This window comes from Variovorax sp. Soil_C_12, from assembly GCF_057657375.1.
The window spans coordinates 240,903-265,341 of the sequence record NZ_JBDGIO010000005.1; the positions used below are offsets into that span (position 1 = coordinate 240,903).

The following is a 24,439-nucleotide window of genomic DNA, read 5'->3' on the forward strand; positions in this document are numbered from 1 at the left end:
GGCTACAGTCGCCGGATGCACGCTCAATCCCAGCCGCTGTCGCTCAAGCAGGTCCTGTTCTGCGGCGCGATGATCGTCACCCTCTCGATGGGGATCCGCCACGGCTTCGGGCTGTGGCTGCAGCCCATCACGCAGGAACAGGGCTGGTCGCGCCAGAGCTTCTCGCTGGCAATCGCCATCCAGAACCTCTCCTGGGGCGTGATCGGCGTCTTCGCCGGCATGCTGGCCGACAAGCTGGGCGCCTTCCGCGTTCTGGTGGCGGGCGCCGTGCTCTACGCGATCGGCCTGGCAGGCATGGCGCTGTCGCCCACCCCGCTCATGTTCGCGCTGACGGCCGGCGTGCTGATCGGCGCGGCCCAGGCTGGCACCACCTACGCGGTGATCTACGGCGTGATCGGGCGGCAGATCCCGGTGGAGCGGCGATCGTGGGCCATGGGCGTGGCCGCCGCGGCCGGCTCCTTCGGGCAGTTCCTGATGGTGCCGGTGGAGGGCCACCTGATCGCGGGCTTCGGCTGGCATACGGCCCTGCTGCTGCTGGCGCTCATGGTGCTGCTGATCGTGCCGCTCGCCTTCGGCCTGCGCGAGCCCCGTGTCGGCCACGCCGCCGTCGCCCACCGCGACCAGACCATCCTTCAGGCCGTGGGCGAGGCCTTCAAGTACCCCAGCTTCGTGCTGTTGATGGCGGGCTATTTCGTCTGCGGCTTCCAGTTGGCCTTCATCGGCGTGCACATGCCGAGCTACCTGCGCGACAAGGGGCTCTCGCCCGAAGTGGCGAGCTATGCGCTGGCGCTGGTCGGCCTGTTCAATGTGTTCGGCACCTATGTCGCGGGCTCGCTCGGGGCACGGCTGGCCAAGCGCAAGCTGCTGGCCGCGATCTACTTCAGCCGCGCGGCAACCATCGCGATCTTCCTGGCGGCGCCGATCACGCCGCTGTCGGTGTACGTCTTCGCGAGCGTGATGGGCTTCCTGTGGCTGTCGACCGTGCCGCTCACCAGCGGCATCGTGGCCCAGATCTTCGGCGTGGCGCATCTCTCGATGCTGGGCGGCTTCGTGTTCCTGAGCCACCAGGTCGGCTCCTTCCTCGGCGTCTGGCTCGGCGGCTATCTCTACGACAGCACCGGCAGCTACAGCATCGTCTGGTACCTCGCGATCGCGCTGGGCGTGTTCGCGGCGCTGGTCAACCTGCCGGTCAAGGAAGGCGCGATCGTGCGCCAGCCGGCCCCTCAGCCGGCCTGAACCGCCATGCGCCCGGGCATCCGCCATCGCCTCGTCCACGCCGGCTGGCTGGCCGCAGCGGGGCTGGTGCTGCTGGGCGTGTTCGGCCTCTACACGCGCCCCGCGTTCCTGGTGGCGCTGGTCGACCAGATCTGGGCCTGCTTCTGAGCCACGATCTCTCGCCCTCCCCCTGGGTCGTGCGCTGGTCGCACCTGCTCGCTCCCGGCGCCACTGTGCTGGACGTGGCCTGCGGCGCAGGCCGGCACATGGGCTGGTTCGCGCAGCGCGGGCACCCGGTGACAGGGGTGGACCGCGCGCCCGAGGCGATCGCCTCATCGGCGCGCTTCGGCCGGGCCTTGTTGGCCGACATCGAGGACGGCCCATGGCCCTTCGCCGGCCAGGTCTTCGGCGCGGTGGTGGTGACCAACTACCTGTGGCGCGCGCGCCTGCCCGACATCGTGGCGGCCGTCGCGCCGGGCGGCGTGCTGCTCTACGAAACCTTCGCCGCCGGCAACGAGACCATCGGCAAGCCCTCGCGCCCCGACTTCCTGCTGCAGCCGGGCGAGCTGCTGGCCGCCTGCGCCGGGCTTCGGGTGGTGGCCTACGAGGACGGATTCCTGGCTGAGCCGGAGCGCTTCGTGCAGCGGATCGCAGCCGTCCGGGAGCCACGCAACCTCTCGGCCGGAAAACCAATGCGCTACCCCCTCTGAGGGGCCTTCCGGGCCAGTCAGTAGAATGGCTGCCTTTCCGCAACCGACAAAGAGACCCCCTTGGAGCAATTGACAGGCAGCATCGTCGCGCTCGTCACGCCGATGCATGACGACGGCAGCGTCGACTATCCCGCCTTGCGCCGGCTGATCGACTGGCACATCGACGAAGGCACCGATTGCCTGGGCGTGGTCGGCACCACCGGCGAGTCGCCGACGGTGAACGTCGAGGAGCATTGCGAGATCATCCGGGTCTCGGTCGAGCAGGCCCGGGGCCGCGTGCCCGTGATGGCCGGCTGCGGCGCCAATTCGACGCAAGAGGCGATCGAGCTCGCGAAATTCGCCAAGGGCGTGGGCGCCGACTCGCAGCTGCAGGTGGTGCCCTACTACAACAAGCCGACGCAGGAAGGCCAGTACCGGCACTTCAAGGCCATCGCCGAGGCCGTGGGCGACCTGCCCATCGTGCTCTACAACGTGCCCGGCCGCACGGTCGCCGATATGGCGCACGACACCGTGCTGCGCCTGGCGCAGGTGCCGGGCATCGTCGGCATCAAGGAAGCTACGGGCAACATCGAGCGCGCCCAGTGGCTGATCAAGGAAGTCCCCAAGCACTTCGCCGTGTACTCGGGCGACGACCCGACCGCCGTCGCGCTGATGCTGTGCGGCGGCCAGGGCAACATCAGCGTCACGGCCAACGTGGCGCCGCGCAAGATGCACGAGCTGTGCGTGGCAGCCATCGCCGGCGACGCCCGGCGCGCCATGCAGATCCAGTTCGAGCTCATGCCGCTGCACCGCCATCTGTTCGTCGAGCCGAATCCCATTCCCGTCAAGTGGGCGATGGCACGGCTCGGCCTGTGCGGCGGCGCGCTCCGGCTGCCGCTCACCGAGCTCGGCGAAGCCAGCCGGCCGGTGGTCGAATCCGCGCTGCACGCCAGCGGCCTTCTCAAGAACTGATTCCATCTTTACCTGCCGTACACGAAGCCCGGCAACCTTTTTGCGGGGCCGGCGCTCTCACACAGCGCTAAACATTCCACACTAGGAAGAAGACGAGTGAAAACCCTTTCGCGATTCGCACTGCTGGCCCTGATCGCCAGCCTCGCCGCCTGCTCGGTCCTCGAGAGCGACAAGATCGACTACAAGAGCGCCGGCAAGGCCCCGACGCTGGAGGTGCCGCCCGACCTCACGCAGCTGTCGCGCGAGAACCGCTACGCGGTGCCGGGCAACGCGGTCTCGGCCAATGCCTACCAGGCCGGCGTGGCAAACGCGCCCGGCATTCCGACGGCGGTTGCCAATCTCGGCGACGTGCGCATGGAGCGCACGGGCACGCAGCGCTGGATCGTGGTCAATCGCTCGCCCGAGCAGCTCTGGGATCCGATCAAGGACTTCTGGCAGGAGAGCGGCTTCTTGCTGACCACCGAGCAGCGCAACCTCGGCATCATGGAAACCGACTGGGCCGAGAACCGCGCCAAGCTGCCGCAGGACGTGATCCGCGGCACGCTGGGCAAGCTGGTCGACGCGATCTACTCCACCGGCGAGCTCGACCGCTTCCGCACCCGCATCGAGCGCGGCGTCAACGGCTCCACCGAGATCTTCGTGAGCCATCGCGGCATGCAGGAGGTCTACACCAACACGCGCCAGGACCAGACCGTCTGGCAACCGCGCCCCAGCGACCCCGAGCTCGAGACCGAATTCCTGCGCCGCCTGATGGTGAAGCTGGGCGTCTCGCAGGAACAGTCGAAGCTCATCGCGCAGACCAGCGCACCGGCCAAGACGGCGAGCGTTTCCAATGTCGGCGGCCAGCCCGTGGTGCAGATCAACGAGAGCTTCGACCGCGCCTGGCGCCGCGTCGGCCTGGCGCTGGACCGCACCGGCTTCACCGTCGAGGACCGCGACCGCGCCGCCGGCGTGTACTTCGTGCGCTACGTGCCGCCGAACCCGGACAAGAAGGAGCCGGGCTTCTTCGCCAAGATGTTCAGCTCGAGCAAGGCCGAGGCGCCGCTCAAGTTCCGCATCCTGGTCAAGGGCACGGGCGAAACGAGCACGGTGTCGGTGCAGAACGACAGCGGCGCGGCCGAAACGTCGGCCAATGCCCAGCGCATCGTCCAGGTCATCGCGGACGATCTCAAGTAAGCCGGGCCCCGCATGCTGCGCTTCCGCAGCCTGGGCAGCGGCAGCACCGGCAATGCCACGCTGGTCGAGGCGACCAGCGACGGGCGCCGCTCGAGACTGCTGATCGACTGCGGCTTCGGGCTCAAGCACCTCGATGCGCGCCTGGCGCGCGCCGGCGTCGCGGCCAGCGACATCGACGCGGTCTTCATCACCCACGAGCACGGCGACCACATCGGTTGCGCCCGTGCGCTGTCCAGGCGCGAGCGCATTCCCGTCTGGATGAGCGAGGGCACCTGGCTCGCCGCCGGCGGGCACGACTTCGAAGGGCGCCTGCGGCTCGCACGGGACGGCATCGACATCGCGGTCGGCGACATCCTGGTCCAGCCCTTCACCGTGCCGCACGATGCGCGCGAGCCGCTGCAACTGCGGTGCAGCGACGGCGCACGCCACCTCGGCATCCTGACCGACCTCGGGCACGCGACGCCGCATGTGCTGTCGCGGCTGTCGGGACTCGATGCCCTGCTGCTCGAGTTCAACCACGACAGCGAGTTGCTGGCCCGCTCGGCCTACCCGCCCTTCCTCAAGCAGCGCGTGGGCGGCAACTACGGCCACCTGTCCAACGCCGCTGCCGCCGCGATCGCACGGGCGCTGCACCACGGCGGCCTGCATCACGTGCTGGGCGCGCACCTCAGCGAGCAGAACAACCGGCCCGAGCTCGTGCGCCGCGCGATGGCCGAGGCGCTCGGGGCGAGCGAGCACGAGATGCTGACGGCCAACGCTGCGGAAGGCTCGGCCTGGCTCGAGCTCCAGGCATGAAAAAGGCCGCCCTCGGGCGGCCTTCGGCGCCGTGGCGCGTCATTGCTTGGGTGCTTCTTCCTTCTTCTTGGCCGCTTCGGTAGCGGCATTCGCTGCATCTAGCGCCGAAGACGCGCCGGGCGAAGGTGCCGGCGTCGTCGTGGCCGAGGTGTCGGGTGCAGGCGCTGGTGCAGGAGCTGGAGCGGGTGCCGGCGTGACGGCGGCAGGCGGCGGGGTCACGACGGCCGGCGCGGACTCCTCCTTCTTGCCGCAGGCGGCAAGAGCGACCGCAGCGACCAACGAGGCGAACAGGACGGACTTTCTCATTACAGGGCTCCTTTGGATGAAGGTCTCGAAGAAAAAATTCTAGACCTCTCCCCTGACCAGGAAGCCCATTGCGCCGAGATTCGCGGCATTGGCTTACAAACCCAGTGTCGTCGCCGGAAATGCGGCCTTCGCATGGCGCAAGCACTCGTCGACGCGCTCGCGCAGCGCCCGCCGGCGCTCGGGATCGCGACTGCAGACACCGCGCACGCGCTCTACGTCGATGCGTGCGAGGCACCAGCCCGGCGTCCAGATGCCGCTGGGCACCTGCGGCAGGCCCGGCCCGTCGCAGGCGCGGCAATCGACGATGTGGCTCCACATGCGCCGCCACGTCACGAAGCGCGCGTGCTCGCGCTCGAACACGTCGAAGCGCTGCGCCAGCATCACGAAGCTGCGGCCGGCCGCGGACCAGGCCTGCAGGGCCTCGGCCATGGCGCGTTCGCCCAGCGGCCAGTCGATGAAGGCCGGATCCGCGAACACGATCTCGCGCCAGTTCTCGCGCGCAGCGGCGGCCAGGGCGGCATGCACATGCGCCTCGAAGGCGTGGCGGCCATCGAAGGCACCTTCGGGCAGCAGGTTGCCGGTGGAAGCTTCATTCGGCATGCAGCCACCCCGCTTCGCACCAGTCTTCCAGCAATGCGCGTGCGTCCTCGCTCGCCGTCGCGAGATCGCGCGGCCCCAGCGTGCGTTGGTCCGCCAGGCGGCGCATGAGCCGGGCATCGCGGCCCGAGGCGCGGAAGCTTTCGCCGTTGATGTAGAGGTGGCGCGCGTCGTAGAGCATGCGCGTGCGGCGGTCGAGCGACACGCCGCTCCACGCGTCCGGCGGCTCGCCCTGCTCGAACCACACGGTGGGCTTGGGCTCGGTCATCGATTCGCCCAGCGCGCGGTCGATCGCATCGGGGTCGCGCAGCGCCGCCAGCACGGCCTTGCGCGCGAACTCCTGCAATGCGGACGGCATCTCGGCCGGCGCGGGCACGGCGGGCTGCGCAGGGTCCTTGTAGTGCACTGCAGATCCGGCTGGCGCGTCCTGCAGAAGCTCGGCATGCGCCTCGGCGATGCGGGCCAACAGGTCGGCGCCCAGCGGCGCGGCGGCAGGCGCGCGCAGGCCGATGGAATAGGTCATGCAATCGCCGCCCTCGGCCACGCCATCGTGCGCATAACGCGGCGGCAGGTAGAGCATGTCGCCGGGCTCGAGCACGAAACTCTGCTCGGGCTCGAAGCGCGCGAGGATCTTGAGCGGCACATCGGGCACGAGCCGCAGATCGCGCTGCTTGCCGATGGACCAGCGCCGCCGCCCGTGCGCCTGCAGCAGGAACACGTCGTAGCTGTCGAAGTGCGCGCCGACGCCGCCGGTGTCGCTCGCATAGCTGATCATCAGGTCGTCCAGCCGCGCATCGGGCACGAAGCGAAACTGCTGCAGCAGCGCATGCACGCCCTGGTGGTGCAGGTCCACGCCCTGCACCAGCAGCGTCCAGGCGGGTTGCTTCGGCGAAGGCAGCGCCCGGCGCGCGAAGGGGCCGTGCTTGAGCGCCCAGCCGCTCTTGCCGTGGCGGATCAGCCGCGACTCCACCTCCTCGCGGCCGGCCAGCGAGAACAGCTCCTCGCGTCCGATGGATGGCACCATGCCGGGAATGGCCTGGCGCACCAGCAAGGGCTTTTTCTGCCAGTGGCGCCGCATGAATTGCGAGGCGCTCAGGCCGCCGAGCAGGGCCAGGGGTCGTTGAATCTCCATGGGAGAATTCTCGTATGGAAATCTCTGAACAATGCGTGGTCGGACTGACCTGGACGCTGAAGGACACCCTCGGCGACGTGCTGGACGTGCTCGAGGAACCGGTGGAGTTCCTCGTCGGCGGCGACGATCTCTTCGACGCGATCGAGGCCGCGCTGCTCGGCCATGAGCCCGGTGCCCGCGTGCAACTGCAGCTCGAGCCCGAGCAGGCCTTCGGCGACTTCAACGACCAGCTGCTTTTCCTCGAGCCGCGATCGCTCTTTCCCGAAGGCATCGAGGAAGGCATGACCTTCGACGGCGCCGCGCTGCCGGCCGGCGTGAATCCCGACTTGCCCAAGGACACGATCTACACCGTGAGCGAGATCTATCCCGAGCACCTGGTGCTGGACGGCAATCATCCGCTGGCGGGGATCGCGCTGCGGCTGGATCTCACGGTGCGTTCGGTGCGCGAGGCGACCGAGGAGGAGATCGGGCGCGGGACGGCCGGTACCGGCTTCTTCAAGGTGTCGCCCATGTCGCCGGGCAACGGCACGCTGCATTAAGCGGGCAACAAAGCCGGATCAACAGGCGAAAAAAATGCCGGGCGTTGCTGCCCGGCTTTTTTTGGCTGCGCGCTCAGAAGCGGGAGATCTGCCCGCCATCGATGCGCACGCGGTCGCCGATGCGCAGGTCGCCCGGGCTCGGCACGTCGAAGGAGCGATAGCCGCCATGGTCGGTCTGGATCGAGACGCGGTAGCTCTCGTAGACACGTGGCGCGTTCGCATTGGCTTCGATGCTGTTGCCCAGCAGGGCGCCACCGACAACGCCCAGTGCGGTAGCCGCGGCGCGCCCGCTGCCATGGCCGAACTGGTTGCCCACCACGCCGCCGAGGACGCCACCCGCCACGGCACCGCCGCCGCTGGTGCCGGCGCCGGAGGTCTGGCTGCGGATCACCTCGATGTTGGCAACGCGGCCGTACTCGACGTAAGCCGATTGGGCCGCCGGGTAGCTTGGCTGATAGGGGTAGCGCGAGGTCTGGTAGACCGGCTGCGGGGCCACGCACGCGGTCAGCGCAGCAAGCGCGAGCACGGAGGCGGCAACGGAAACAAAACGAGTTGGGTTTTTCATGCTGTGTACTCCTCGAAACAGGTCGGCGCAATGCGCTCTCCATGGGCTCTAACGGATCGCACCGCTGCGCGATGACCGTGAACACATGTTGAAACCTTCGATGCCAGGGCCATATCGCCGGTTCCGTTCTTTACCTGTGAGCAACACAGCCCAGACCCCGCAAGCCTGCGCCTACACGGCCCCGGTCAATGCTTTCCGGTCGAGCCGTAGCCGCCTTCGCCGCGCTCGCTGGGCGGAAACTCCGCGACTACCCGGAACTGCGCCTGCACCACGGGCACGATCACCAGCTGTGCCAACCGCTCCATCGGCTGCAGCACGAAGGCCGTATCGCTGCGGTTCCAGGCGCTGATCTTGAGTTCGCCCTGGTAGTCGCTGTCGATCAGGCCCACCAGGTTGCCCAACACGATGCCGTGCTTGTGGCCCAGGCCCGAGCGCGGCAGGATCAGCGCCGCATAACCCGGGTCGGCCAGGTGGATCGCGATGCCGGTGCCCACCAGCTGCCAGGCGTTGGGCGCCAGCGTGATGGGCGCATCCAGGCAGGCGCGCAGGTCCAGCCCGGCGCTGCCGGGGGTGGCGTAGGCAGGCAGTTGGTCCTGCATGCGGGGATCGAGGATTCGGACGTCGACGTTCACTTCGAGTTGCGCTTTCGTTGCTGTTGCAGTTGCTGTTGTCGTTGCTGTTGTCGTTTCGCGGCTTCTTCCAGCCATTGCTTCCAGTTCTCCACGCCCGGTGGGAACACCAGGTGCTTGAGCTTGTAGGCCAGCCACAGGCCGCCCGCGAACAGGGCGACGACGAGGACCAGGGAAGCATCGGCCGCCAGCAGCACCAGCAAGGCCAGCATCCAGGCGATGCCCAGCCCCTTGAGCAGGTTGCGGCCCAGGCCGGCGCCGATGGCCGCCTGGCGTGCCTCCGGCTGCGGCTGTTGGGCCGGCTGCACCTGGTGCTGATGCGTCATGCCGACATCGAGCCCGTGCTCGCCCTCTTGTACCGGGCCGCGCGGCTGCGCGGCCTGCGCCGTGAGGCGCTCGACGTAGCGCGCGAAATCGCCGTCGGGCGGCGTGTTCCATTGCGGATTCATCCCGGACTCCGGGGCGGCAGCCGTGCCGCGATCTCGGCCACCAGGTCGCGCGCCAGCGCCAGCTTGGGGGCGCGCGGCAGCTCGCGCACGCCATTCGCGTCGACGAGCAGCAGGCTGTTGTGATCCTGTCCGAAAGTCAGCGGGCCGATGTTGCCCACCAGGAGCGGAATCCCCTTGCGCTCGCGCTTGGCCTTGGCGTGCGCGGCCAGGTTCTCGCTCTCGGCGGCGAAGCCCACGCAGAAGAGCTTGCCGGCCCTCGCGCGCTCGCCCTGCGCGATGCTCTGCAGGATGTCGGGGTTCTCCACGAAATGAAGCACCGGCGCCTGGCCGCTGCCGTCCTTCTTGATCTTCTGCTCGCTCTGCGAGGCCGGCCGCCAGTCGGCCACCGCGGCGGTGGCGATGAACACCGACGCGCTCTGTGCGGCCTGCTGGCTGGCCTCGAGCATCTCCCGGGCCGACTGCACGTCGATGCGCGCGACGCCGCGCGGCGTGGGCAGATGCACCGGGCCTGCCACCAGCGTGACCTCGGCGCCCGCCTCGCGCGCGGCGCGCGCGATCGCGAAGCCCATCTTGCCCGAGGAGTGGTTGGTGATGCCGCGGATCGGATCGAGTGCCTCGAAGGTCGGCCCCGCCGTGACCACCACCTGCTGCCCGGCCAGCACCTTGGGCTGGAACTGGGCCACGATCTCCTCGAACAGCTGCTGGGGCTCGAGCATGCGGCCGTCGCCGGTCTCGCCGCAGGCCTGCCAGCCGTTGCCCACGCCCAGCACGCGGGCGCCGTCGGCGTCGACCTGGCGCAGGTTGCGCTGGGTCGCAGGATGAACCCACATCTCGCGGTTCATGGCCGGTGCGATCAGCAAGGGCACGCGCTCGACGGGCCGCGCGAGGCACAGCAGGCTCAGCAGTTCGTCGGAACGCCCCTCGACCAGCCGCGCGATGAAGTCCGCGCTGGCGGGCGCCAGCACGATCGCGTCGGCCTCCCGGCTCAGGTTGATGTGCGGCATGTTGTTGGGCTCGCGCACGTCCCACTGCGAGGTGTAGACCGGCCGCCCCGACAGCGCCTGCATCGTGACGGGCGTCATGAACTGGGTCGCGGCCTCCGTCATCACCACCTGCACGGTGGCGCCGGCCTTGACCAGCAGCCGGCACAGCTCCGCCGACTTGTAGCAGGCGATGCCGCCTGTGAGGCCCAGGACGATGTGTTTGCCGGCGAGGTCTTGCATATAAGCCGGCAATGTAGCAGCCCGGCTACGCACGCGTTCGCCGGGTGTCCCTGGGTCTTCGAGGCCATGAGGCCGCACCTATAATCTGCATTTCCCACTGCCCGGACCTACGTTCGGAACTGGCATGACCAAATTCGTCTTCGTCACCGGTGGTGTGGTGTCTTCCCTGGGCAAGGGAATCGCCTCCGCCTCGCTCGCCGCACTCCTCGAGTCCCGCGGCCTCAAAGTCACCCTCATCAAGCTGGACCCCTACATCAACGTCGACCCCGGCACGATGTCGCCCTTCCAGCACGGCGAAGTCTTCGTCACCGACGACGGCGCCGAAACCGACCTCGATCTCGGCCACTACGAGCGCTTCATCACGACGCGCATGCGCAAGGCCAACAACTTCACCACCGGCCAGATCTACAAGTCCGTCCTCGAGAAGGAGCGCCGCGGCGACTACCTCGGCAAGACGGTGCAGGTCATCCCGCACATCACCAACGAGATCCAGGAATACGTCAAGCGCGGCGCCGGCATCGCCACGCCGCACGAGGTCGATGTGGCCATCGTCGAGATCGGCGGCACCGTGGGCGACATCGAGTCCCTGCCCTTCCTCGAGGCCGTGCGCCAGATGAGCCTGCGCATGGGCCCCAACAACTCGGCCTTCGTGCACCTGAGCTACGTCCCCTGGATCGCGGCGGCCGGCGAGCTCAAGACCAAGCCCACCCAGCACACCGCCAAGGAGCTGCGCGCCATCGGCATCCAGGCCGACGCCCTCCTGTGCCGCGCCGACCGGCCCATCCCCGACGACGAGCGCGCGAAGATCTCGCTCTTCTCCAACGTGCCCGAATGGGGCGTGATCTCGATGTGGGACGTGGACACCATCTACAAGGTCCCGCGCATGCTGCACGAGCAGGGCCTGGACGGCCTGATCTGCGACAAGCTGCGCATCAACACCCCGCCGGCCAAGCTCAAGCGCTGGGACGACCTGGTCTACGAGGTCGAGCATCCGCAGAAGGAAGTGACCATCGCGATGGTCGGCAAGTACGTCGACCTGTCCGACAGCTACAAGTCGCTCAACGAGGCGCTGCGCCATGCCGGCATGAAGAACCATGCGCGGGTGAAGATCGAGTACATCGACTCCGAGACCATCTCGCCGCAGGACGTGGCCCGGCTCGGCAAGTACGACGCCATCCTGGTGCCCGGCGGCTTCGGCCAGCGCGGCGTGGAAGGCAAGATCGCGGCGGCGCGCTTTGCCCGCGAGAGCAAGGTGCCCTACCTCGGCATCTGCCTGGGCATGCAGGTCGCGACCATCGAGTACGCGCGCAACGTGGCGGGCCTCAAGAACGCCAACAGCACCGAGTTCGATCCCGACACCAGCTGCCCGGTGATCGCCCTGATCACCGAGTGGAAGGACCGCGACGGCACCATCAAGCTGCGCGACGAGAAGTCCGACCTCGGCGGCACCATGCGCCTGGGCGCGCAGAGCTCCGACGTGGCGCCCGGCACGCTGGCTCACAGCATCTACGGCGACGTGGTGACCGAGCGGCACCGCCATCGCTACGAAGCCAACGTCAACTACCTCGACGAGCTGCGCCGTGCCGGCCTGGTGATCTCGGCGCTGACGCAGCGCGAGCACCTGACCGAGATCGTCGAGCTGCCGCAGGACGTGCACCCCTGGTTCATCGGCGTGCAGTTCCACCCCGAGTTCAAGTCCACGCCGTGGAGCGGCCACCCGCTGTTCAACGCGTTCATCAAGGCAGCGCTTGAACATCAAGGCGCGGACAAGCAGGCACTGAAAGTCGTCGCATGAAACTCTGCGGATTCGACATCGGGCTGGACAAGCCCTTCTTCCTGATCGCGGGACCGTGCGTGGTCGAGTCCGAGCAACTGCAGATGGACACCGCCGGCACGCTGAAGGAAATCACGTCCTCGCTCGGCATCCCCTTCATCTTCAAGAGCAGCTTCGACAAGGCCAACCGCTCCTCGGGCACCAGCTTCCGCGGCCCGGGCCGCGACAAGGGCCTGGAGATCCTGGCCAAGGTCAAGCGCGAGCTGGGCCTGCCGGTGCTGACCGACGTGCACACCGAAGACGACATCACGGCCGCCGCGCTGGTGGTCGACGTGCTGCAGACGCCGGCCTTCCTGTGCCGGCAGACCGACTTCATCCGCGCCGCGGCGCAGTCGGGCAAGCCGGTCAACATCAAGAAGGGCCAGTTCCTCGCGCCGCACGACATGAAGAACGTGATCGACAAGGCGCGCGCGGCCGCCAAGGAAAAGGGCCTGCCCGAAGACAGCTTCATGGCCTGCGAGCGCGGCGCCAGCTTCGGCTACAACAACCTGGTGTCGGACATGCGCTCGCTGGCAATCATGCGCGAGACCGGCTCGCCGGTGGTGTTCGATGCCACGCACTCGGTGCAACTGCCCGGCGGCCAGGGCACCAGCTCGGGCGGCCAGCGCGAGATGGTGCCGGTGCTCTCGCGCGCCGCGGTGGCGGTGGGCGTGGCGGGCCTCTTCATGGAGACGCACCCCGACCCGGCCAACGCCCTGAGCGACGGCCCGAACGCCGTGCCGCTCAAGCACATGAAGGCGCTGCTCGAAACGCTGCTCGCGCTCGACCGCGTCACCAAGAAGAACGCATTCCTCGAGGACACTTTTCAAGCATGACCAGTGCCTACATCATCGCGAACGTCGAAGTCACCAACCCCGCGCAGTACGAGGACTACAAGAAGTGGTCCTCCGAGGCCATGAAGGCGCATGGCGCCGAGGTCTGCGTGCGCGGAGGCAAGGTCGAGGTGCTCGAGGGCGACTGGAATCCGCAGCGCCTGGTGGTGCTGAAGTTCCCGAATGTGGAGGCGGCGAATAAGTTCTATGCCTCGCCGGAATACGGCAAGGCACGCGAAGCGCGTGCGGGAGCTGCGATCATGCGAATGATCGTCGTGGAGGGCGTGTGAGCGCCGCCGCGACGAAGGCCAAGCAAGTTTTGATATCTGGAGCAAAGCAAGAATGAGTGCAATCGTTGACATCGTCGGGCGCGAGATCCTCGACAGCCGCGGCAACCCCACCGTCGAATGCGACGTGCTGCTCGAATCGGGCACCATGGGCCGCGCCGCGGTCCCCTCCGGCGCGTCCACCGGCTCGCGCGAGGCGATCGAGCTGCGCGACGGCGACAAGGACCGCTACCTGGGCAAGGGCGTGCTCAAGGCCGTCGAGAACATCAACACCGAGATCTCCGAGGCCGTGCTGGGCCTGGACGCCAGCGAGCAGGCCTTCCTGGACCGCACGCTGAACGACCTCGACGGCACCGACAACAAGGGCCGCCTGGGCGCCAACGCGACCCTGGCCGTCTCGATGGCCGTGGCCCGCGCAGCGGCCGAGGAATCGGGCCTGCCGCTGTACCGCTACTTCGGCGGGATGGGCGGCATGCAGCTGCCGGTGCCGATGATGAACGTCATCAACGGCGGCGCGCACGCCAACAACAGCCTGGACCTGCAGGAGTTCATGATCATCCCGGTGGGCGCGCCCAGCCTGCGCGAGGCCGTGCGCTACGGCGCCGAGGTCTTCCATGCGCTCAAGAAGATCCTGCACGACCGCGGCATCAGCACGGCCGTGGGCGACGAGGGCGGCTTCGCCCCCAGCGTCGAGAACCACGAAGCCGCGATCCAGCTCATCCTGGAAGCCATCGACAAGGCCGGCTATGCCGCCGGCACCCAGATCGCCCTGGGCCTGGACTGCGCCGCCAGCGAGTTCTACAAGGACGGGCAGTACGTGCTGGCCGGCGAGAACCTCACGCTTTCGGCAGGCAACTGGGCCGACATGCTGGCGACCTGGGTCGACAAGTACCCGATCATCAGCATCGAGGACGGCATGCACGAAGGCGACTGGGACGGCTGGAAGCTGCTCACCGAGCGCCTCGGCAAGCGCGTGCAGCTGGTGGGCGACGACCTGTTCGTCACCAACACCAAGATCCTGCAGGAAGGCATCGACAAGGGCATCGCCAACTCGATCCTGATCAAGATCAACCAGATCGGCACGCTGACCGAGACCTTCGCCGCCATCGAGATGGCCAAGCGCGCCGGCTACACCGCCGTGATCAGCCACCGCTCGGGCGAGACCGAGGACTCCACCATCGCCGACATCGCGGTGGGCACCAACGCCGGCCAGATCAAGACCGGCTCGCTGTCGCGCTCGGACCGCATCGCCAAGTACAACCAGCTGCTGCGCATCGAGGAAGACCTCGGCGACGTCGCCAGCTACCCCGGACGCGCGGCCTTCTACAACCTGCGCTGACCCGCGGGACGGAGCACCATGCGTTCGCGCATCGTTCCGATCATCCTGGTCCTGCTGCTGCTGATCCTCCAGTGGCAGCTGTGGACCGGGCGCGGCAGCGTGCGCGACGTGGCGCAGCTGAAGGACAAGCTGGCCGAGCAGAAGGACGCCAACGCGAAAGCGGCGCTCGCCAACGACAGGCTCAACTCCGAGGTCAACGACCTCAAGCAGGGGCTGGAGATGGTGGAGGAGCGCGCACGTCAGGAGCTCGGCATGGTCAAGCCCAACGAAGTGTTCGTGCAGATCACGCGCTGAAGGCTTCCATGACCCCCGCCCTGCCGGCCGGCAGCGTGATCGTGCTGATCGGCGCAGATGACAGCGGCAAAGCCCGGCTCGCCGAGGCGCTCGCGCAACGGCTGGCGCAGCGCGGCATCGCGGCCAGCCTGGTGGTCGAGCCCGTGCTGGAAGGCTCGTTCGATGCAGGCACGCTCGAGGCGCACCGTGGTGCCCTCATCCTGCTCGTCGCACCCGCCTCGCCGACGCCGGTCGACGACATGCTCCGCAAGGCGCTGATGGACGCGAAGCTGAGCTTTGCGGTGGTGCACGGCGAAGGCGCGGAACAGCTGGCCAACGCGTGGAATGCAATCAACGTCGCAGCGGATGACGATGCCGGCCGCACTGTTGCACCGGAGGGCGCCACCGCGTGGTCGTGGACCTGCGAGAAGTGCTCCGACCCGGCCTGCGAACACCGATTGTTCAGCGATCTTGTCGCCGGGCGCTCGTCATAGCACAAGGGAACCGAAGGTAATGCAGCATCTCAGACTCCATGCGGTCGCCCTGCTGTGGGCCCTGCTGTCTTCCGCAACGGCTTCGGCAGCGCCAACCCAGGCCACCGTGAGCAACGACACCCACACGACCGCCTGCGCCGAGGAGGACAACGTGTCCCTCAACCTCGACGGCGCCCGCATCCGCCGCTTCCGCGTGGAGGCGCTGCCGCCCGCCTACCTGGCGAGCATCGAGCAGGACCGCACGGCGCCCGATTTCTCGGGCTGCAACTTCGACGGCAGCGCGCACCCGACCGATCCGCGCTACAGCTTCAAGGAGCGGCGCGCGGTGCTGCACGACGGCCCGCGATGGCAGGTCGTGGGCATCACCCTTCCCTCCTTCTGGCGGCCCGAACGGGTGCCGGTCCGCGTCGACGGCCGGCAAGAGCGCGGCTTCCACATGATCCAGGTCTTTGCCAAGACCGGCGCCAAGCCGCTGGAGGCGATCGTCATGTACCCGTCCGACGGCTACTGGCGCATCAAGCCCCTGCCCGCGCCGCGATTCGGCGACGGCGTGTACGGCTCCTCCTTCGTGATGGGCCCGGTCGAGCAGGCCGGCCGGCCGATGGCGCGCATCGCATCGATCGCAATCGACACCAAGCCGCTGGCCTTCAAGCTCCGCTTCGTGAACGGCGGCGAGGCGAAGGTCGACGTGCGCGAGATCAGCGAGGCGCGCACCACGCTCGACGTGGCCATGAAACCGGGCCGCGGGCAAGGCGCGCGCTTCGCGGTGCTGCGCTCGATGTACGTCGCACCGGACAACGCCGACATGAGCGAAGTGGCATGGCGGGCCACGCCGAACGCCGCCGAGGAGCGCAAGCCGTTGCCCGAGATCAAGACGCTGCAGGCAGCCGATGTTCGCTTCGGCCGGAGCATTCCCTCGCGCCACAACACCAGCGCGCCGGACATCCGCTTCGGCGGCTTCGCGACGAGCGCGCGCTGAAGCAGCGCTCTACTGCATCACCGGGCTCGCCGGCAACTGGTCGCTCGGCGCGGTGAAGATCTGCGCCGCGTCGACCGCGTCGAAGCGGTACTGCTTGCCGCAGAAATCGCAGCCCACCTCGATGTCGCCGCGCTCCACGAGGATGGATTCGGCCTCTTCCTGGCCGAGCCCGCGGATCATCTGCGCCACGCGCTCGCGCCCGCAGGTGCAGGCGAAGTGCGGGCCCAGCATGCCGCTCTGCGGCTCGAAACGCAGCAGCTTCTCTTCCCAGAACAGGCGGCGCAGGATGGTCTCGACGTCGAGCGTGAGCAGTTCGTCGCGCGTCAGGCTCGAGGCAAGGATGGCGATGCGGTTGTAGTCCTCGTTGTGGCCGATCTGGTCCACGCCGATCGGGTCGTTGGCACCGCGGCCGCTGCCCTCGAGGTTGGCCGCGCCCTTGACGGGCAGGCGTTGGATCAGCAGGCCGGCCGCCACCTTGTCGTCGGCGGCGAGCACCAGCGTGGTGTCGAGCTGCTCGCTTTGCAGCATGTAGTGCTGCAGCACCTCGCTGAGCCGCTCGAGCTTGCGGCCGTCGCCATCGACCAGCGGCACCACGCCCTGGTAGGGCTGCTGCCCGGGGAGCTTGTCCTTGGGATCGAGCGTGATCGCGCAGCGGCCCTTGCCGTTCGCGTTGACCATCTCGGAAAGATGCGCAGCGGGATCGAGCTCGCCCAGCACCTTGGCGGTGGCGCGCAGGCTGAGGTCGGGCTTGACTTCGGCCACCGCGACCTTGACCGGTCCGTCGCCGAAGATCTGCAGGATCAGCGCGCCGTTGAACTTGATGTTGGCCTGCATCAACGTGGCGGCTGCCGTCATCTCGCCGAGCAGCTCGGCCACGGGCGCGGGGTACGGGCCGGTGGCGGTGTTCGAGGCGCGCCGCGCCAGGATCTCGTGCCAGGCATCGGTCAGGCGCACGATCATGCCGCGCACCGGCAGGCCGTCGAACAGGAACTTGTGCAACTCGCTCAAGGCAGTCTTTCCGATCGGATCTCAGCCGATCTTCTTCAGGCCCTTCGCGAAGCGGCGGGCGTTTTCAACATAGTGATCGGCGTTCTTCCGAAGCCGCTCGGCGGCGGCATCGTCGAGCGTGCGCACCACCTTGGCCGGCGCCCCGATGATCAGCGAGTTGTCGGGAAACTCCTTGCCCTCGGTCACGACGCTGCCGGCGCCGACGATGCAATTGCGGCCGATCTTCGCGTTATTCAAGACCACCGCGCCGATGCCGATCAGCGAGTTGTCGCCCACGGTGCAGCCGTGCAGCACGACGTGATGGCCCACCGTCACGTTCTCGCCGATGGTCAGCGGCACGCCGGCGTCGGCATGCAGCATCGAGAGGTCCTGGACGTTGCTGTTGCGGCCGATGGTCAGGGTGTCGCTGTCGGCGCGCGCCACCACGCCGAACCAGAGGCTGGCGTTGTCGCCCATGATCACGCGGCCGATGGCCGTCGCACTGTCGGCGACATAGGCGCCCTGCCCGAGTTGCGGTGCCACGCCGTCGAGTTCGTAGAGGGCCATCTCGGAGTCTCCTGGGGTGCAAAACTAGAATTGTAGGGATGCAGCACCCTCGCCTCGATGCCCTGGCCGCGCTGCGCCTCACCGACCCCGAGCAGAAGGTGGCCGCGACGCATGCCGCGGCAGCGCGGATGCGGGCGCATCCGGCGCCCGCCACGGCCGTGCGCACGGAAAGCGACGAGGCCGGCGTGCCCGGCCGCCCGGAACGGCCGCTACGCGTGGCCGCCACCGCGGTGGAGAAGCGCTCGCCCTTCACGCCCGAGGGCCGGGCGGCGCTGATCCATTCGATCTGCCACATCGAATTCAACGCCATCAAGATTGGTTAAAAGCTTGATAGGTAACGATCCGTTACGGTAGCCTCGAAGTCACTTCACCCGCCAAGCTTCTTCTTGATCCAGCCACCAACGGCTGAAACGATTTCACTGCCTCTAACAGCCTGGATCGTCTCGAATGCCTTTTGCATAAGCGACATCCCGAACGAGCCCAACAGAAATCCAACCAAGCCTTCCGCTGACGTTAAGGTGAAGAACGACACGATGAACGGCGTCCCGTAGTAAGACAGGATCACGCCGCCGATTGCCATTACAAGCTTCTGCTGCCAAGTGCCTTTGATGAAGCTCATTGACACCATTGCCCCAAGTACGCCTGCAGCCAATTTGCTCACCATTGAAGATAGAACAAATTCAGCCATTACCACAGCGCCACGATGAGAGTAGCAGTCGTGTTCGTAGCCATCACTCGACGAACTTGCAGGGGCAGCGTCGTGCCAACCGTCAGACCGGAAATAAGAACAGGCGTGTCAGTTGCGGCATCAACAGGAATCACACTGATGTTGCCAGCACCGCCAATGTAGATGGCGCGTGGATACGGAGCTAGGTCGGTCTCATCGCTTGTAGTGACGATTGCCGCGTTGCGGAACGGAGCATCCGTCTTCACGGTGGCGTTGCGCTTGATAAGGTCTTGGATTGCTGTGTAAGCCATTATTGTTCTCCCTGTATTAGTACCAGATGACGTAGTTCAACGCGTAGTTGCGAGGACGTGATTCAGCGCCACCATTTGCTTGAATGCTGATGCCTGTTCCTGAAGCTCCAATGTAGATGCCTGTTCCGGCAGCGTAGATGGAGATGTTTGTACCAGCACCATTGATGCTCAAGTTGTGGGCGTGAGCGCCATTGGTGCTCGTAGTGCCACCGGTTTGGCCAAGCAACGTCAAGAATCCGATGTCAGCACCACCAGCGCCATATGTGTTGGTGTAGCTGTGTGCGTGGTCACCTTGAACGTCTGTTGATCCGCTGTGCGCGTGGCCTGGATCATAGACAGAGTGCGCGTGGCCTGGATCGCCAACACCGTGTGCGTGGGCTGGGTCATTCACACCGTGTCCGTGCGACTTGATGTCTGAATCTTGGTACGTACCGAACGCACGACCTGAGTCCAAACCGCGACCTGAGTCCAAACCACGGAGGAACACGCCTCGATAATCAGGGACGTTGAAGGTCGTGCTGCCATCGCCAGAGCCATAGGTACCGCCGATCAAGGCGAACAGCGCAGCGTAAGTCGTTCTGCTAACAGCTTGACCATTACAAAGCAAAGCACCAGTAGGAACGGCGTTGTATGCGACACCACTAATGGTTCCACGACGTGCAGTGATGATTGCGTCAATAGCAGCTTGAGCTGCGGTGCTAAGTGGCTTAGCCGCATCGGACGTGTTGTCCACGTTGCCAAGTCCGACTTCGCTCTTGTCGATACCAACAACCGGGCTGTTGAATGTCGTTGTGCCATTGACCTCCATCCCACCAGTCGTGACAAGCACCTTGCCTTGCAAACGTGAAGTGCCGTTGACGTTGAGCATTTCCCCGTTGTCGCTGGTCGTTCCAATGAGGAAGTTTGGACCAATGAAGCGACCACGTTCGACGCCACCTACCGAGAACGCGTAAGAGTTGGAGACTGGTCGATATGGCCCCGTTGCCGAGTCCGCATTGAAGGTAATGCTTGGTGCAGATGACGTACCGTCAATGAGCTTCAGCACTCCAGTCATCGGGGCTTGTCCGTCGCGTGGCAGCGAACCAGTCAGCGCCGACGCAATATCGTTCATCGTTGGGTTTGCCCAATCGACGTCGATTACTGTTCCTTCGACGACTGGATTGACGTCTGAAGGTAGTTGATAGATTCCTGTACCGTTACGCGGCATCTTTTTGTACTCCCTCGCGGCGCTGCCGCTCTTCTTTACTTATGTCGTTACTTGCTGCGGTCTCATCTTTCTACGCAACGCATCTGCGATCTTTTCTCTGTCCGCTTTTGACGCCTCAATAGATGGTGGCTGCATGGCTTGTGCGGCTACAGGCTCCGCGACACCGGTCGCAGCACGCTGGATAGCTGCGCGCTGAACTGGTGTCATTGACTGCAGAAGGCTCAAATACTTCGGGTCCGTAAGCAACCGCATAGCGAGGTTTGCGCCAAGACCTACTGGTACTGCGGCCTTAGCAGCAGCGAGCGGATGGAAGACCGTGCCGACGCCGGCGGATGTCTCAAGCACACGTTCAAGCGGACCACCAGTTGCACGCTGTTGAAGCAGCGCATCACCAACATCTTGGTATGGAGCATCACCCCGCTCGAACGCGGCCTTGTTGCCCTGCTTACCACCAACGATGATCTGTCGATTCGTGACGTTGCCAGTACCGTTGGAGCTGCGAACCATGTTCTCCATGGCCTGCAGATTCTTGTACTGCTGGTTGGCTTGCTGGAACTTTGCAAGGTTCTGTGCTGGAAGGTTGTTCTCCAACGCCTCATTGATCTGTCTGTAGATGCCGCCTAGTGCCTGCTTGGTCGAAGCTTCAGCGCTTGGGCTTGCCATCTCTGCACCAATCGTGCTGCGGATCGACTGCAGTTGACGTGCATCAACCGGACCTTGGGCAGCAAGGCTTCTCAAGTCCTCGATGATGTTCTTCGGCGTGTTGCTGCGCATGCTTGGCAGCGTGCTCTTCTCGTAGGCCGTGACAAGGTCATCAAGAGGCTGTCCAAAGCTGTTGCGCACATCGACGGCAACACCATTCAAGGCATCATCGTAGAGCGTGCTGATGTTCTGTTGAGCTTCACGAACTGCAGCAACGTCAATGGTGGAACCTGTAGCTCCAGCACGTGAGTTGACGATACGACCAACCGCCTCATCAAAGGCACCGCTCTTGTCCGCACCTCCCAAGCCTGAGCCTGGAACACGTTCAATGCCACTCTTGATGGACGCTGCTCGTGGAGACACAGTGCTCAACGAAGCTGGCAAGCCCATCGCCTGCTGTTCTGCTGCTCTGGCTGCGGCCGCATCAACATCACCAACAAGCACCTTTGCAACACCACGCTTGCCAGCGTCAACAATAGTCGGAGCTGCACGACCAATCAAGCCGCCAGCGCCGCCAGCAACACCGCCAATAGCACCACGCTTTGCAGCACTCTCAAGGCGATCAGCATTCTCTACATCAGGGTCAATCAAGCCCGACGCACCTTCAACTGCCGCCATGCTTGCAATCTGAACTGGAAGCGATGTTCCACCAGTAGCGAGCGCAACACCGGTTTGAGCTGCGACGTTAGGCAGAGCAGCACCGACCTTTGCACCAGTAGTGTCCATGCGTGCTTGACGGTACGGGTCATTGCGACGAGCTGCCGCCTCTGCAGCCAGAGCTTCTTGCTGCGCCTTATCGCCAGTGACTTGAGCCGCTAGGCGCTTTGCACCAAGCACACCACCTTCGACCGCATCACCAACACCGTGGATGATGTTGTCAACTGTGCCATGCTGAGCAGCTTGAGCCCGTGCGTCCTTGATCGTGGCCGTGCTGGCTCCACCAAGACGCTCAACGATTTCGTCAGCGCTGAAGTTGTCAGCCTTTGCCTGTTTGATGATCGCACCGAATGGACCATCCTCTAGTTTTGACACGATGTACTCGCTTGGCAGCTTCTGCTGAACCATTTGCGTGACCATGCCTGGAAGCACGCTGAAGTCTGGAGCAGCCTTCTGCAGCGATGGCGCGCCCTTCAAGCGACTTGCAATCTCTGCATCGCTGAAACCGTCTCTGCGTGCTTGAGCAATGATGGCGTCATACTGACCGCCGAACTGTGCGAGGTCGTCAACTTGAGCTTGCCCGCCCTGCCCTTCAAGTCCCTTCATTCTGTTCTCCCATCCCTTGGCAAACTTGGCTTGCGTAGGATCGTTCTTGATGATGTCTGCGTACTTGGCACGACGAGCACCAATCATTGCGTTTGCGTCTGTACCGTACTGCTGAACGAGATTACGTGCGTAGCCTGGGCCATGGTTCACGGACGCATCGAACACGACGGCTTGTGCGCTGGCTGGCAAGTTGTCAATTCCTGGAATCGTGTCCCAGTAGCGTGACTTGTAGAGGCCTGTCGCCTGCTCCCTTGTGAGGTTCGCTACGTCAACGTCTGGATTGGCACGCTTGCTAATTCCGAAGTTCGTCACGCCGCCACGATCAACGGGATCGTTTGAATATCCACCCTCTGCTGCAAGTACGCGTGCTATCTGGTCGTTAAACGCCATCGAACCTCCTTATCTCTTGAACAAGGAGTTGTAAAGTCCCTGCTGCTCTGGAGGCACCAACGAGGGGCCAGATGAGGCTCTGTCACCTTGTGAGCGGTACTGCTTATAGATTCCTTGATACTGATTGAGCGTGTCCTCCTGCGCCTTTCTGGTACGTGCCAGACCGCTGAGCATCACGTTCAAGCTGTTGACCGATGGAGCAAGACCCTTCTCAATGCTTGCCTTGACTTCGAGCTGTGCCTTACGTTCACCTTCAGTTGGGTTGCCACCGAATGAGGACTTCAGATCAGCGAATGCAAGATCCTTCAAAGCCATGTCCAGCTCGTTGGCGCTGTCAACACCAAGGGCGCGACCGATCGATGCAGTAGCCGAGGAGAGCAGACCACCAGTTGGTGCGTAGCTCGTCAGTAGGTCGATTGCTCGACGTGCCTTGCCTTGTGCGGACAACGTGCTGTTGAGGTTCGACTGTGCATCGTTGATCTTGTCAATTGCATCGAAGGCCATCTTATCGTTGTTGCGAACGCTGTTGCCAGCCTCGCTAGCCGCAGATGCAGACACGATTGGCTTGCCGCTCGCGTCAGTGATGTAGCCTTGTGATCCGTCTTCATAGACAGCAAACGTGCCCTGTGGCGTATCAACCGTCTTGTCGATCTTCTTTCTGCCACCACCGTCATAGATGACTTGCGGCGTACCACCACGAATCGCAACAAGCGACTCGCCCGGCTTGACCGTCTGATAGCTTGGCTTTCCAGCATCTAGCGCGTTGGTGAGCTGCGTCACACGGATGGTGCGAGCGATGTCACGTCCATTCTTTGTGCTTCCAAGCTCACGCATACCCTCAGCCCTTTGAGCTTCACGAGCGGCGGCAATTTCTCTGCGATAGGCAAGGTCAGCAGCTTGCACTGCCGCAGGGTCAGCAGGCGTGACGTTGAAGTCAGCATACGGATCAGCCGGTGCTTGTTGAGGAGCTTCAGCAACAGGTGCAGCAGGCATTGGGCTTGCTGGCGGCATCATCGGTGGCTGCTGTGGAGCTGGCTGAGCCTGCGCACCTACTGGCGTTCTGATGATTGGATTTGTCACAGCAGGCGACAGAGGTGCCTGAGGCTTCACGATTGGCTTCAGCATCGCACCTACTGGAGCAGTGTCCGTGTTCGGAGCAACCGCACGTTCGATCTGCTGTGGTGTTGGCGTGACTGGCTGTGCTGCCTGCTGTGGCATCAACCGCTGTTGCAAAGCTTGAGCAAACTGCTGTGGCGGAATGTTCTGCGTTGGAATGGTCGATTGAGCAACAGGGAAGCTCTGTGCTGCATCTGGATCACGAGGACCAACATCGTTAGGGTTCTTGTAGGTGAAGCCGTCTTGAGGAATCGGATTTGCCTCTCTGATCTGCTTCTGACGGTCAGCCGAAAGCGGATTGAGAATCTTGTCGTAGGCTGCATCTTCACGGCGACGATCTTCTGCATCGAGGGTGCCCTGTTCGTCACTAAGCTTCTTGCCAAGGTACGCGCCCATCACTCTTTCAAGTGCTGACGCAATGTAGGCTCCCTTGCTTGGTTGAACATACCAACCAGACACCATATTGCCTTCAGGCATCTTCGCACCAGCCATTTGCTTAGCGAGCTGCTGTCTGTATAGAAGTTCTTGTTGCTGTTTGATGTAATCGTAGTTGTCTGCCATCTTCTCTCCTTACGGCATGTAGGTGCTTTGCGGACCTACAACCGGTGCTTGTACTTGCGGCATTGGCTGCGCCGCACCTTGCATCGGCAAGTTCTGTGCATTCACGTTGCCCCATCCCTGCACTGGCGTAGCTTGAGCCCCAGGAGCTGCCGAACGTGCCATTGCCTGCTTCTGTCTGAGCTGTTGCATTGCGTACGCAGAAGCAATCGCGTTGATGGCGTCATAGGCATTGGACGCATTTGTTGAATTTCGACCATCACCTTGTGGTGCATTCTTCTTGAGCATCGCAGCCAAGAGCTGTTGCTTCATCGAGTCTTGGCTGTTCTGCGGCAGCGACGATGGATTGATTGTTGGAAAGTCCAT

The 24,439-nt window shown here is 64.8% G+C and carries 30 protein-coding genes; 15 read left to right on the forward strand and 15 right to left on the reverse strand.

Annotated features, from left to right (window positions below; all coding sequences use genetic code 11):
• The first annotated feature begins 15 nt into the window (after positions 1–15).
• From AC3A6X_RS15800 to AC3A6X_RS15825, 6 genes are all read left to right on the forward strand, one after another.
• The gene (locus tag AC3A6X_RS15800) at positions 16–1,236 is read left to right on the forward strand and encodes an MFS transporter (protein WP_487843073.1); all 1,221 of its coding nucleotides are present in this window, start codon (positions 16–18) and stop codon (positions 1,234–1,236) included.
• A 6-nt stretch (positions 1,237–1,242) separates the two neighbouring features.
• Entirely contained in the window at positions 1,243–1,383 is a 141-nt protein-coding gene (locus tag AC3A6X_RS15805; RefSeq protein WP_487843074.1) for a hypothetical protein, read from the forward strand.
• A gap of 29 nt (positions 1,384–1,412) precedes the next feature.
• Entirely contained in the window at positions 1,413–1,925 is a 513-nt protein-coding gene (locus tag AC3A6X_RS15810) for a class I SAM-dependent methyltransferase (RefSeq protein ID WP_487843075.1), read from the forward strand.
• Positions 1,926–1,985: 60 nt separating this feature from the next.
• On the forward strand, positions 1,986–2,876 hold the full coding sequence (gene dapA, locus AC3A6X_RS15815; protein ID WP_487843076.1) for a 4-hydroxy-tetrahydrodipicolinate synthase: 891 nt from the start codon (positions 1,986–1,988) through the stop codon (positions 2,874–2,876).
• 96 nt (positions 2,877–2,972) lie between these two features.
• A complete protein-coding gene (gene bamC / locus AC3A6X_RS15820; RefSeq protein WP_487843077.1) occupies positions 2,973–4,052 on the forward strand; it encodes an NlpB/DapX family lipoprotein in 1,080 nt (359 codons plus the stop codon).
• Positions 4,053–4,064: 12 nt separating this feature from the next.
• Positions 4,065–4,847 (forward strand): MBL fold metallo-hydrolase, encoded by a 783-nt coding sequence (locus AC3A6X_RS15825; RefSeq protein WP_487843078.1) that lies wholly within the window; start codon positions 4,065–4,067, stop codon positions 4,845–4,847.
• Between the two features lie 39 nt (positions 4,848–4,886).
• Here AC3A6X_RS15825 and AC3A6X_RS15830 read toward each other — a convergent pair whose 3' ends face one another.
• The 3 genes from AC3A6X_RS15830 to AC3A6X_RS15840 all read right to left on the reverse strand — a co-directional run bounded on the left by AC3A6X_RS15830 (position 4,887) and on the right by AC3A6X_RS15840 (position 6,882).
• Positions 4,887–5,153, reverse strand: a complete 267-nt coding sequence (locus AC3A6X_RS15830) for a hypothetical protein (RefSeq protein ID WP_487843079.1) — start codon at positions 5,151–5,153, stop codon at positions 4,887–4,889.
• Between the two features lie 93 nt (positions 5,154–5,246).
• Positions 5,247–5,753, reverse strand: a complete 507-nt coding sequence (locus tag AC3A6X_RS15835) for a hypothetical protein (protein ID WP_487843080.1) — start codon at positions 5,751–5,753, stop codon at positions 5,247–5,249.
• Positions 5,743–6,882, reverse strand: a complete 1,140-nt coding sequence (locus AC3A6X_RS15840; RefSeq protein WP_487843081.1) for a JmjC domain-containing protein — start codon at positions 6,880–6,882, stop codon at positions 5,743–5,745. Before AC3A6X_RS15840 ends, AC3A6X_RS15835 begins: the two co-directional genes overlap by 11 nt.
• 14 nt (positions 6,883–6,896) lie before the next feature.
• On the opposite strand from AC3A6X_RS15840, the gene AC3A6X_RS15845 reads away from it, so the two are divergent.
• Positions 6,897–7,421 (forward strand): FKBP-type peptidyl-prolyl cis-trans isomerase, encoded by a 525-nt coding sequence (locus AC3A6X_RS15845; protein ID WP_487843082.1) that lies wholly within the window; start codon positions 6,897–6,899, stop codon positions 7,419–7,421.
• 73 nt (positions 7,422–7,494) lie between these two features.
• On the opposite strand, the gene AC3A6X_RS15850 is transcribed toward AC3A6X_RS15845, so the two are convergent.
• From AC3A6X_RS15850 to coaBC, 4 genes are all read right to left on the reverse strand, one after another.
• Positions 7,495–7,986: a glycine zipper 2TM domain-containing protein gene (locus AC3A6X_RS15850; protein WP_487843083.1), complete on the reverse strand. Its 492-nt coding sequence runs from the start codon at positions 7,984–7,986 to the stop codon at positions 7,495–7,497.
• A gap of 185 nt (positions 7,987–8,171) precedes the next feature.
• Positions 8,172–8,618 (reverse strand): dUTP diphosphatase, encoded by a 447-nt coding sequence (gene dut / locus AC3A6X_RS15855; protein ID WP_106554307.1) that lies wholly within the window; start codon positions 8,616–8,618, stop codon positions 8,172–8,174.
• On the reverse strand, positions 8,615–9,064 hold the full coding sequence (locus AC3A6X_RS15860; RefSeq protein ID WP_487843084.1) for a hypothetical protein: 450 nt from the start codon (positions 9,062–9,064) through the stop codon (positions 8,615–8,617). Before AC3A6X_RS15860 ends, dut begins: the two co-directional genes overlap by 4 nt.
• The gene (coaBC, locus tag AC3A6X_RS15865; protein ID WP_487843085.1) at positions 9,061–10,287 is read right to left on the reverse strand and encodes a bifunctional phosphopantothenoylcysteine decarboxylase/phosphopantothenate--cysteine ligase CoaBC; all 1,227 of its coding nucleotides are present in this window, start codon (positions 10,285–10,287) and stop codon (positions 9,061–9,063) included. The genes AC3A6X_RS15860 and coaBC overlap by 4 nt, the downstream gene beginning before the upstream one ends.
• 124 nt (positions 10,288–10,411) lie before the next feature.
• On the opposite strand from coaBC, the gene pyrG reads away from it, so the two are divergent.
• The 7 genes from pyrG to AC3A6X_RS15900 are packed head-to-tail and all read left to right on the forward strand — an operon-like array spanning position 10,412 to position 16,305.
• Positions 10,412–12,082: a CTP synthase gene (gene pyrG / locus AC3A6X_RS15870; RefSeq protein ID WP_487843086.1), complete on the forward strand. Its 1,671-nt coding sequence runs from the start codon at positions 10,412–10,414 to the stop codon at positions 12,080–12,082.
• Entirely contained in the window at positions 12,079–12,936 is an 858-nt protein-coding gene (gene kdsA / locus AC3A6X_RS15875) for a 3-deoxy-8-phosphooctulonate synthase (RefSeq protein WP_487843087.1), read from the forward strand. The genes pyrG and kdsA overlap by 4 nt, the downstream gene beginning before the upstream one ends.
• Positions 12,933–13,223, forward strand: coding sequence for a DUF1330 domain-containing protein (locus tag AC3A6X_RS15880; RefSeq protein ID WP_487843088.1), 291 nt, complete (start codon positions 12,933–12,935; stop codon positions 13,221–13,223). The genes kdsA and AC3A6X_RS15880 overlap by 4 nt, the downstream gene beginning before the upstream one ends.
• 52 nt (positions 13,224–13,275) lie before the next feature.
• On the forward strand, positions 13,276–14,559 hold the full coding sequence (eno, locus tag AC3A6X_RS15885) for a phosphopyruvate hydratase (RefSeq protein WP_106554301.1): 1,284 nt from the start codon (positions 13,276–13,278) through the stop codon (positions 14,557–14,559).
• An 18-nt stretch (positions 14,560–14,577) separates the two neighbouring features.
• Positions 14,578–14,853 (forward strand): cell division protein FtsB, encoded by a 276-nt coding sequence (ftsB, locus tag AC3A6X_RS15890; RefSeq protein ID WP_106554300.1) that lies wholly within the window; start codon positions 14,578–14,580, stop codon positions 14,851–14,853.
• Between the two features lie 8 nt (positions 14,854–14,861).
• A complete protein-coding gene (locus AC3A6X_RS15895) occupies positions 14,862–15,326 on the forward strand; it encodes a hypothetical protein (RefSeq protein WP_487843089.1) in 465 nt (154 codons plus the stop codon).
• Between the two features lie 19 nt (positions 15,327–15,345).
• Positions 15,346–16,305 (forward strand): hypothetical protein, encoded by a 960-nt coding sequence (locus tag AC3A6X_RS15900; RefSeq protein ID WP_487843090.1) that lies wholly within the window; start codon positions 15,346–15,348, stop codon positions 16,303–16,305.
• A gap of 9 nt (positions 16,306–16,314) precedes the next feature.
• On the opposite strand, the gene hslO is transcribed toward AC3A6X_RS15900, so the two are convergent.
• Positions 16,315–17,313, reverse strand: coding sequence for an Hsp33 family molecular chaperone HslO (gene hslO / locus AC3A6X_RS15905; protein WP_487843091.1), 999 nt, complete (start codon positions 17,311–17,313; stop codon positions 16,315–16,317).
• Positions 17,314–17,334: 21 nt separating this feature from the next.
• Positions 17,335–17,859, reverse strand: coding sequence for a gamma carbonic anhydrase family protein (locus AC3A6X_RS15910; RefSeq protein ID WP_487843092.1), 525 nt, complete (start codon positions 17,857–17,859; stop codon positions 17,335–17,337).
• A gap of 38 nt (positions 17,860–17,897) precedes the next feature.
• Between AC3A6X_RS15910 and AC3A6X_RS15915 the strand changes: the two genes are divergently transcribed.
• Complete coding sequence (locus tag AC3A6X_RS15915) at positions 17,898–18,182, forward strand: DUF455 family protein (protein ID WP_487843093.1); 285 nt, start codon at positions 17,898–17,900, stop codon at positions 18,180–18,182.
• A 44-nt stretch (positions 18,183–18,226) separates the two neighbouring features.
• Here the strand turns inward: AC3A6X_RS15915 and AC3A6X_RS15920 are convergent, their stop codons facing one another.
• Genes AC3A6X_RS15920 through AC3A6X_RS15945 form a run of 6 tightly spaced genes read right to left on the reverse strand, consistent with a single transcriptional unit; the run spans position 18,227 to position 24,439 of the window.
• The gene (locus AC3A6X_RS15920) at positions 18,227–18,547 is read right to left on the reverse strand and encodes a hypothetical protein (RefSeq protein WP_487843094.1); all 321 of its coding nucleotides are present in this window, start codon (positions 18,545–18,547) and stop codon (positions 18,227–18,229) included.
• Complete coding sequence (locus tag AC3A6X_RS15925; RefSeq protein WP_487843095.1) at positions 18,547–18,837, reverse strand: spike base protein, RCAP_Rcc01079 family; 291 nt, start codon at positions 18,835–18,837, stop codon at positions 18,547–18,549. The genes AC3A6X_RS15920 and AC3A6X_RS15925 overlap by 1 nt, the downstream gene beginning before the upstream one ends.
• Before the next feature lie 16 nt (positions 18,838–18,853).
• The gene (locus tag AC3A6X_RS15930; protein ID WP_487843096.1) at positions 18,854–20,044 is read right to left on the reverse strand and encodes a tail fiber protein; all 1,191 of its coding nucleotides are present in this window, start codon (positions 20,042–20,044) and stop codon (positions 18,854–18,856) included.
• A gap of 39 nt (positions 20,045–20,083) precedes the next feature.
• Entirely contained in the window at positions 20,084–22,399 is a 2,316-nt protein-coding gene (locus AC3A6X_RS15935; RefSeq protein ID WP_487843097.1) for a glycoside hydrolase family 108 protein, read from the reverse strand.
• Positions 22,400–22,408: 9 nt separating this feature from the next.
• Positions 22,409–24,076: a hypothetical protein gene (locus tag AC3A6X_RS15940; protein WP_487843098.1), complete on the reverse strand. Its 1,668-nt coding sequence runs from the start codon at positions 24,074–24,076 to the stop codon at positions 22,409–22,411.
• A 9-nt stretch (positions 24,077–24,085) separates the two neighbouring features.
• Positions 24,086–24,439, reverse strand: coding sequence for a hypothetical protein (locus AC3A6X_RS15945; RefSeq protein WP_487843099.1), 354 nt, complete (start codon positions 24,437–24,439; stop codon positions 24,086–24,088).

What these genes read in the sequence shown, in the direction of transcription:
- AC3A6X_RS15830 (WP_487843079.1), bottom strand. Translation starts at nt 5,153, where the DNA reads ATGAGAAAGTCCGTCCTGTTCGCCTCGTTGGTCGCTGCGGTCGCTCTT.
- AC3A6X_RS15895 (WP_487843089.1), top strand. Translation starts at nt 14,862, where the DNA reads ATGACCCCCGCCCTGCCGGCCGGCAGCGTGATCGTGCTGATCGGCGCA.
- AC3A6X_RS15925 (WP_487843095.1), bottom strand. Translation starts at nt 18,837, where the DNA reads ATGGCTTACACAGCAATCCAAGACCTTATCAAGCGCAACGCCACCGTG.
- eno (WP_106554301.1), top strand. Translation starts at nt 13,276, where the DNA reads ATGAGTGCAATCGTTGACATCGTCGGGCGCGAGATCCTCGACAGCCGC.
- AC3A6X_RS15825 (WP_487843078.1), top strand. Translation starts at nt 4,065, where the DNA reads ATGCTGCGCTTCCGCAGCCTGGGCAGCGGCAGCACCGGCAATGCCACG.
- AC3A6X_RS15940 (WP_487843098.1), bottom strand. Translation starts at nt 24,076, where the DNA reads ATGGCAGACAACTACGATTACATCAAACAGCAACAAGAACTTCTATAC.
- AC3A6X_RS15945 (WP_487843099.1), bottom strand. Translation starts at nt 24,439, where the DNA reads ATGGACTTTCCAACAATCAATCCATCGTCGCTGCCGCAGAACAGCCAA.
- pyrG (WP_487843086.1), top strand. Translation starts at nt 10,412, where the DNA reads ATGACCAAATTCGTCTTCGTCACCGGTGGTGTGGTGTCTTCCCTGGGC.
- AC3A6X_RS15880 (WP_487843088.1), top strand. Translation starts at nt 12,933, where the DNA reads ATGACCAGTGCCTACATCATCGCGAACGTCGAAGTCACCAACCCCGCG.
- AC3A6X_RS15850 (WP_487843083.1), bottom strand. Translation starts at nt 7,986, where the DNA reads ATGAAAAACCCAACTCGTTTTGTTTCCGTTGCCGCCTCCGTGCTCGCG.
- AC3A6X_RS15800 (WP_487843073.1), top strand. Translation starts at nt 16, where the DNA reads ATGCACGCTCAATCCCAGCCGCTGTCGCTCAAGCAGGTCCTGTTCTGC.
- AC3A6X_RS15910 (WP_487843092.1), bottom strand. Translation starts at nt 17,859, where the DNA reads ATGGCCCTCTACGAACTCGACGGCGTGGCACCGCAACTCGGGCAGGGC.
- AC3A6X_RS15835 (WP_487843080.1), bottom strand. Translation starts at nt 5,753, where the DNA reads ATGCCGAATGAAGCTTCCACCGGCAACCTGCTGCCCGAAGGTGCCTTC.
- AC3A6X_RS15900 (WP_487843090.1), top strand. Translation starts at nt 15,346, where the DNA reads ATGCAGCATCTCAGACTCCATGCGGTCGCCCTGCTGTGGGCCCTGCTG.
- coaBC (WP_487843085.1), bottom strand. Translation starts at nt 10,287, where the DNA reads ATGCAAGACCTCGCCGGCAAACACATCGTCCTGGGCCTCACAGGCGGC.
- AC3A6X_RS15930 (WP_487843096.1), bottom strand. Translation starts at nt 20,044, where the DNA reads ATGCCGCGTAACGGTACAGGAATCTATCAACTACCTTCAGACGTCAAT.
- AC3A6X_RS15840 (WP_487843081.1), bottom strand. Translation starts at nt 6,882, where the DNA reads ATGGAGATTCAACGACCCCTGGCCCTGCTCGGCGGCCTGAGCGCCTCG.
- AC3A6X_RS15935 (WP_487843097.1), bottom strand. Translation starts at nt 22,399, where the DNA reads ATGGCGTTTAACGACCAGATAGCACGCGTACTTGCAGCAGAGGGTGGA.
- kdsA (WP_487843087.1), top strand. Translation starts at nt 12,079, where the DNA reads ATGAAACTCTGCGGATTCGACATCGGGCTGGACAAGCCCTTCTTCCTG.
- AC3A6X_RS15860 (WP_487843084.1), bottom strand. Translation starts at nt 9,064, where the DNA reads ATGAATCCGCAATGGAACACGCCGCCCGACGGCGATTTCGCGCGCTAC.
- ftsB (WP_106554300.1), top strand. Translation starts at nt 14,578, where the DNA reads ATGCGTTCGCGCATCGTTCCGATCATCCTGGTCCTGCTGCTGCTGATC.
- AC3A6X_RS15805 (WP_487843074.1), top strand. Translation starts at nt 1,243, where the DNA reads ATGCGCCCGGGCATCCGCCATCGCCTCGTCCACGCCGGCTGGCTGGCC.
- AC3A6X_RS15920 (WP_487843094.1), bottom strand. Translation starts at nt 18,547, where the DNA reads ATGGCTGAATTTGTTCTATCTTCAATGGTGAGCAAATTGGCTGCAGGC.
- AC3A6X_RS15915 (WP_487843093.1), top strand. Translation starts at nt 17,898, where the DNA reads ATGCAGCACCCTCGCCTCGATGCCCTGGCCGCGCTGCGCCTCACCGAC.
- AC3A6X_RS15845 (WP_487843082.1), top strand. Translation starts at nt 6,897, where the DNA reads ATGGAAATCTCTGAACAATGCGTGGTCGGACTGACCTGGACGCTGAAG.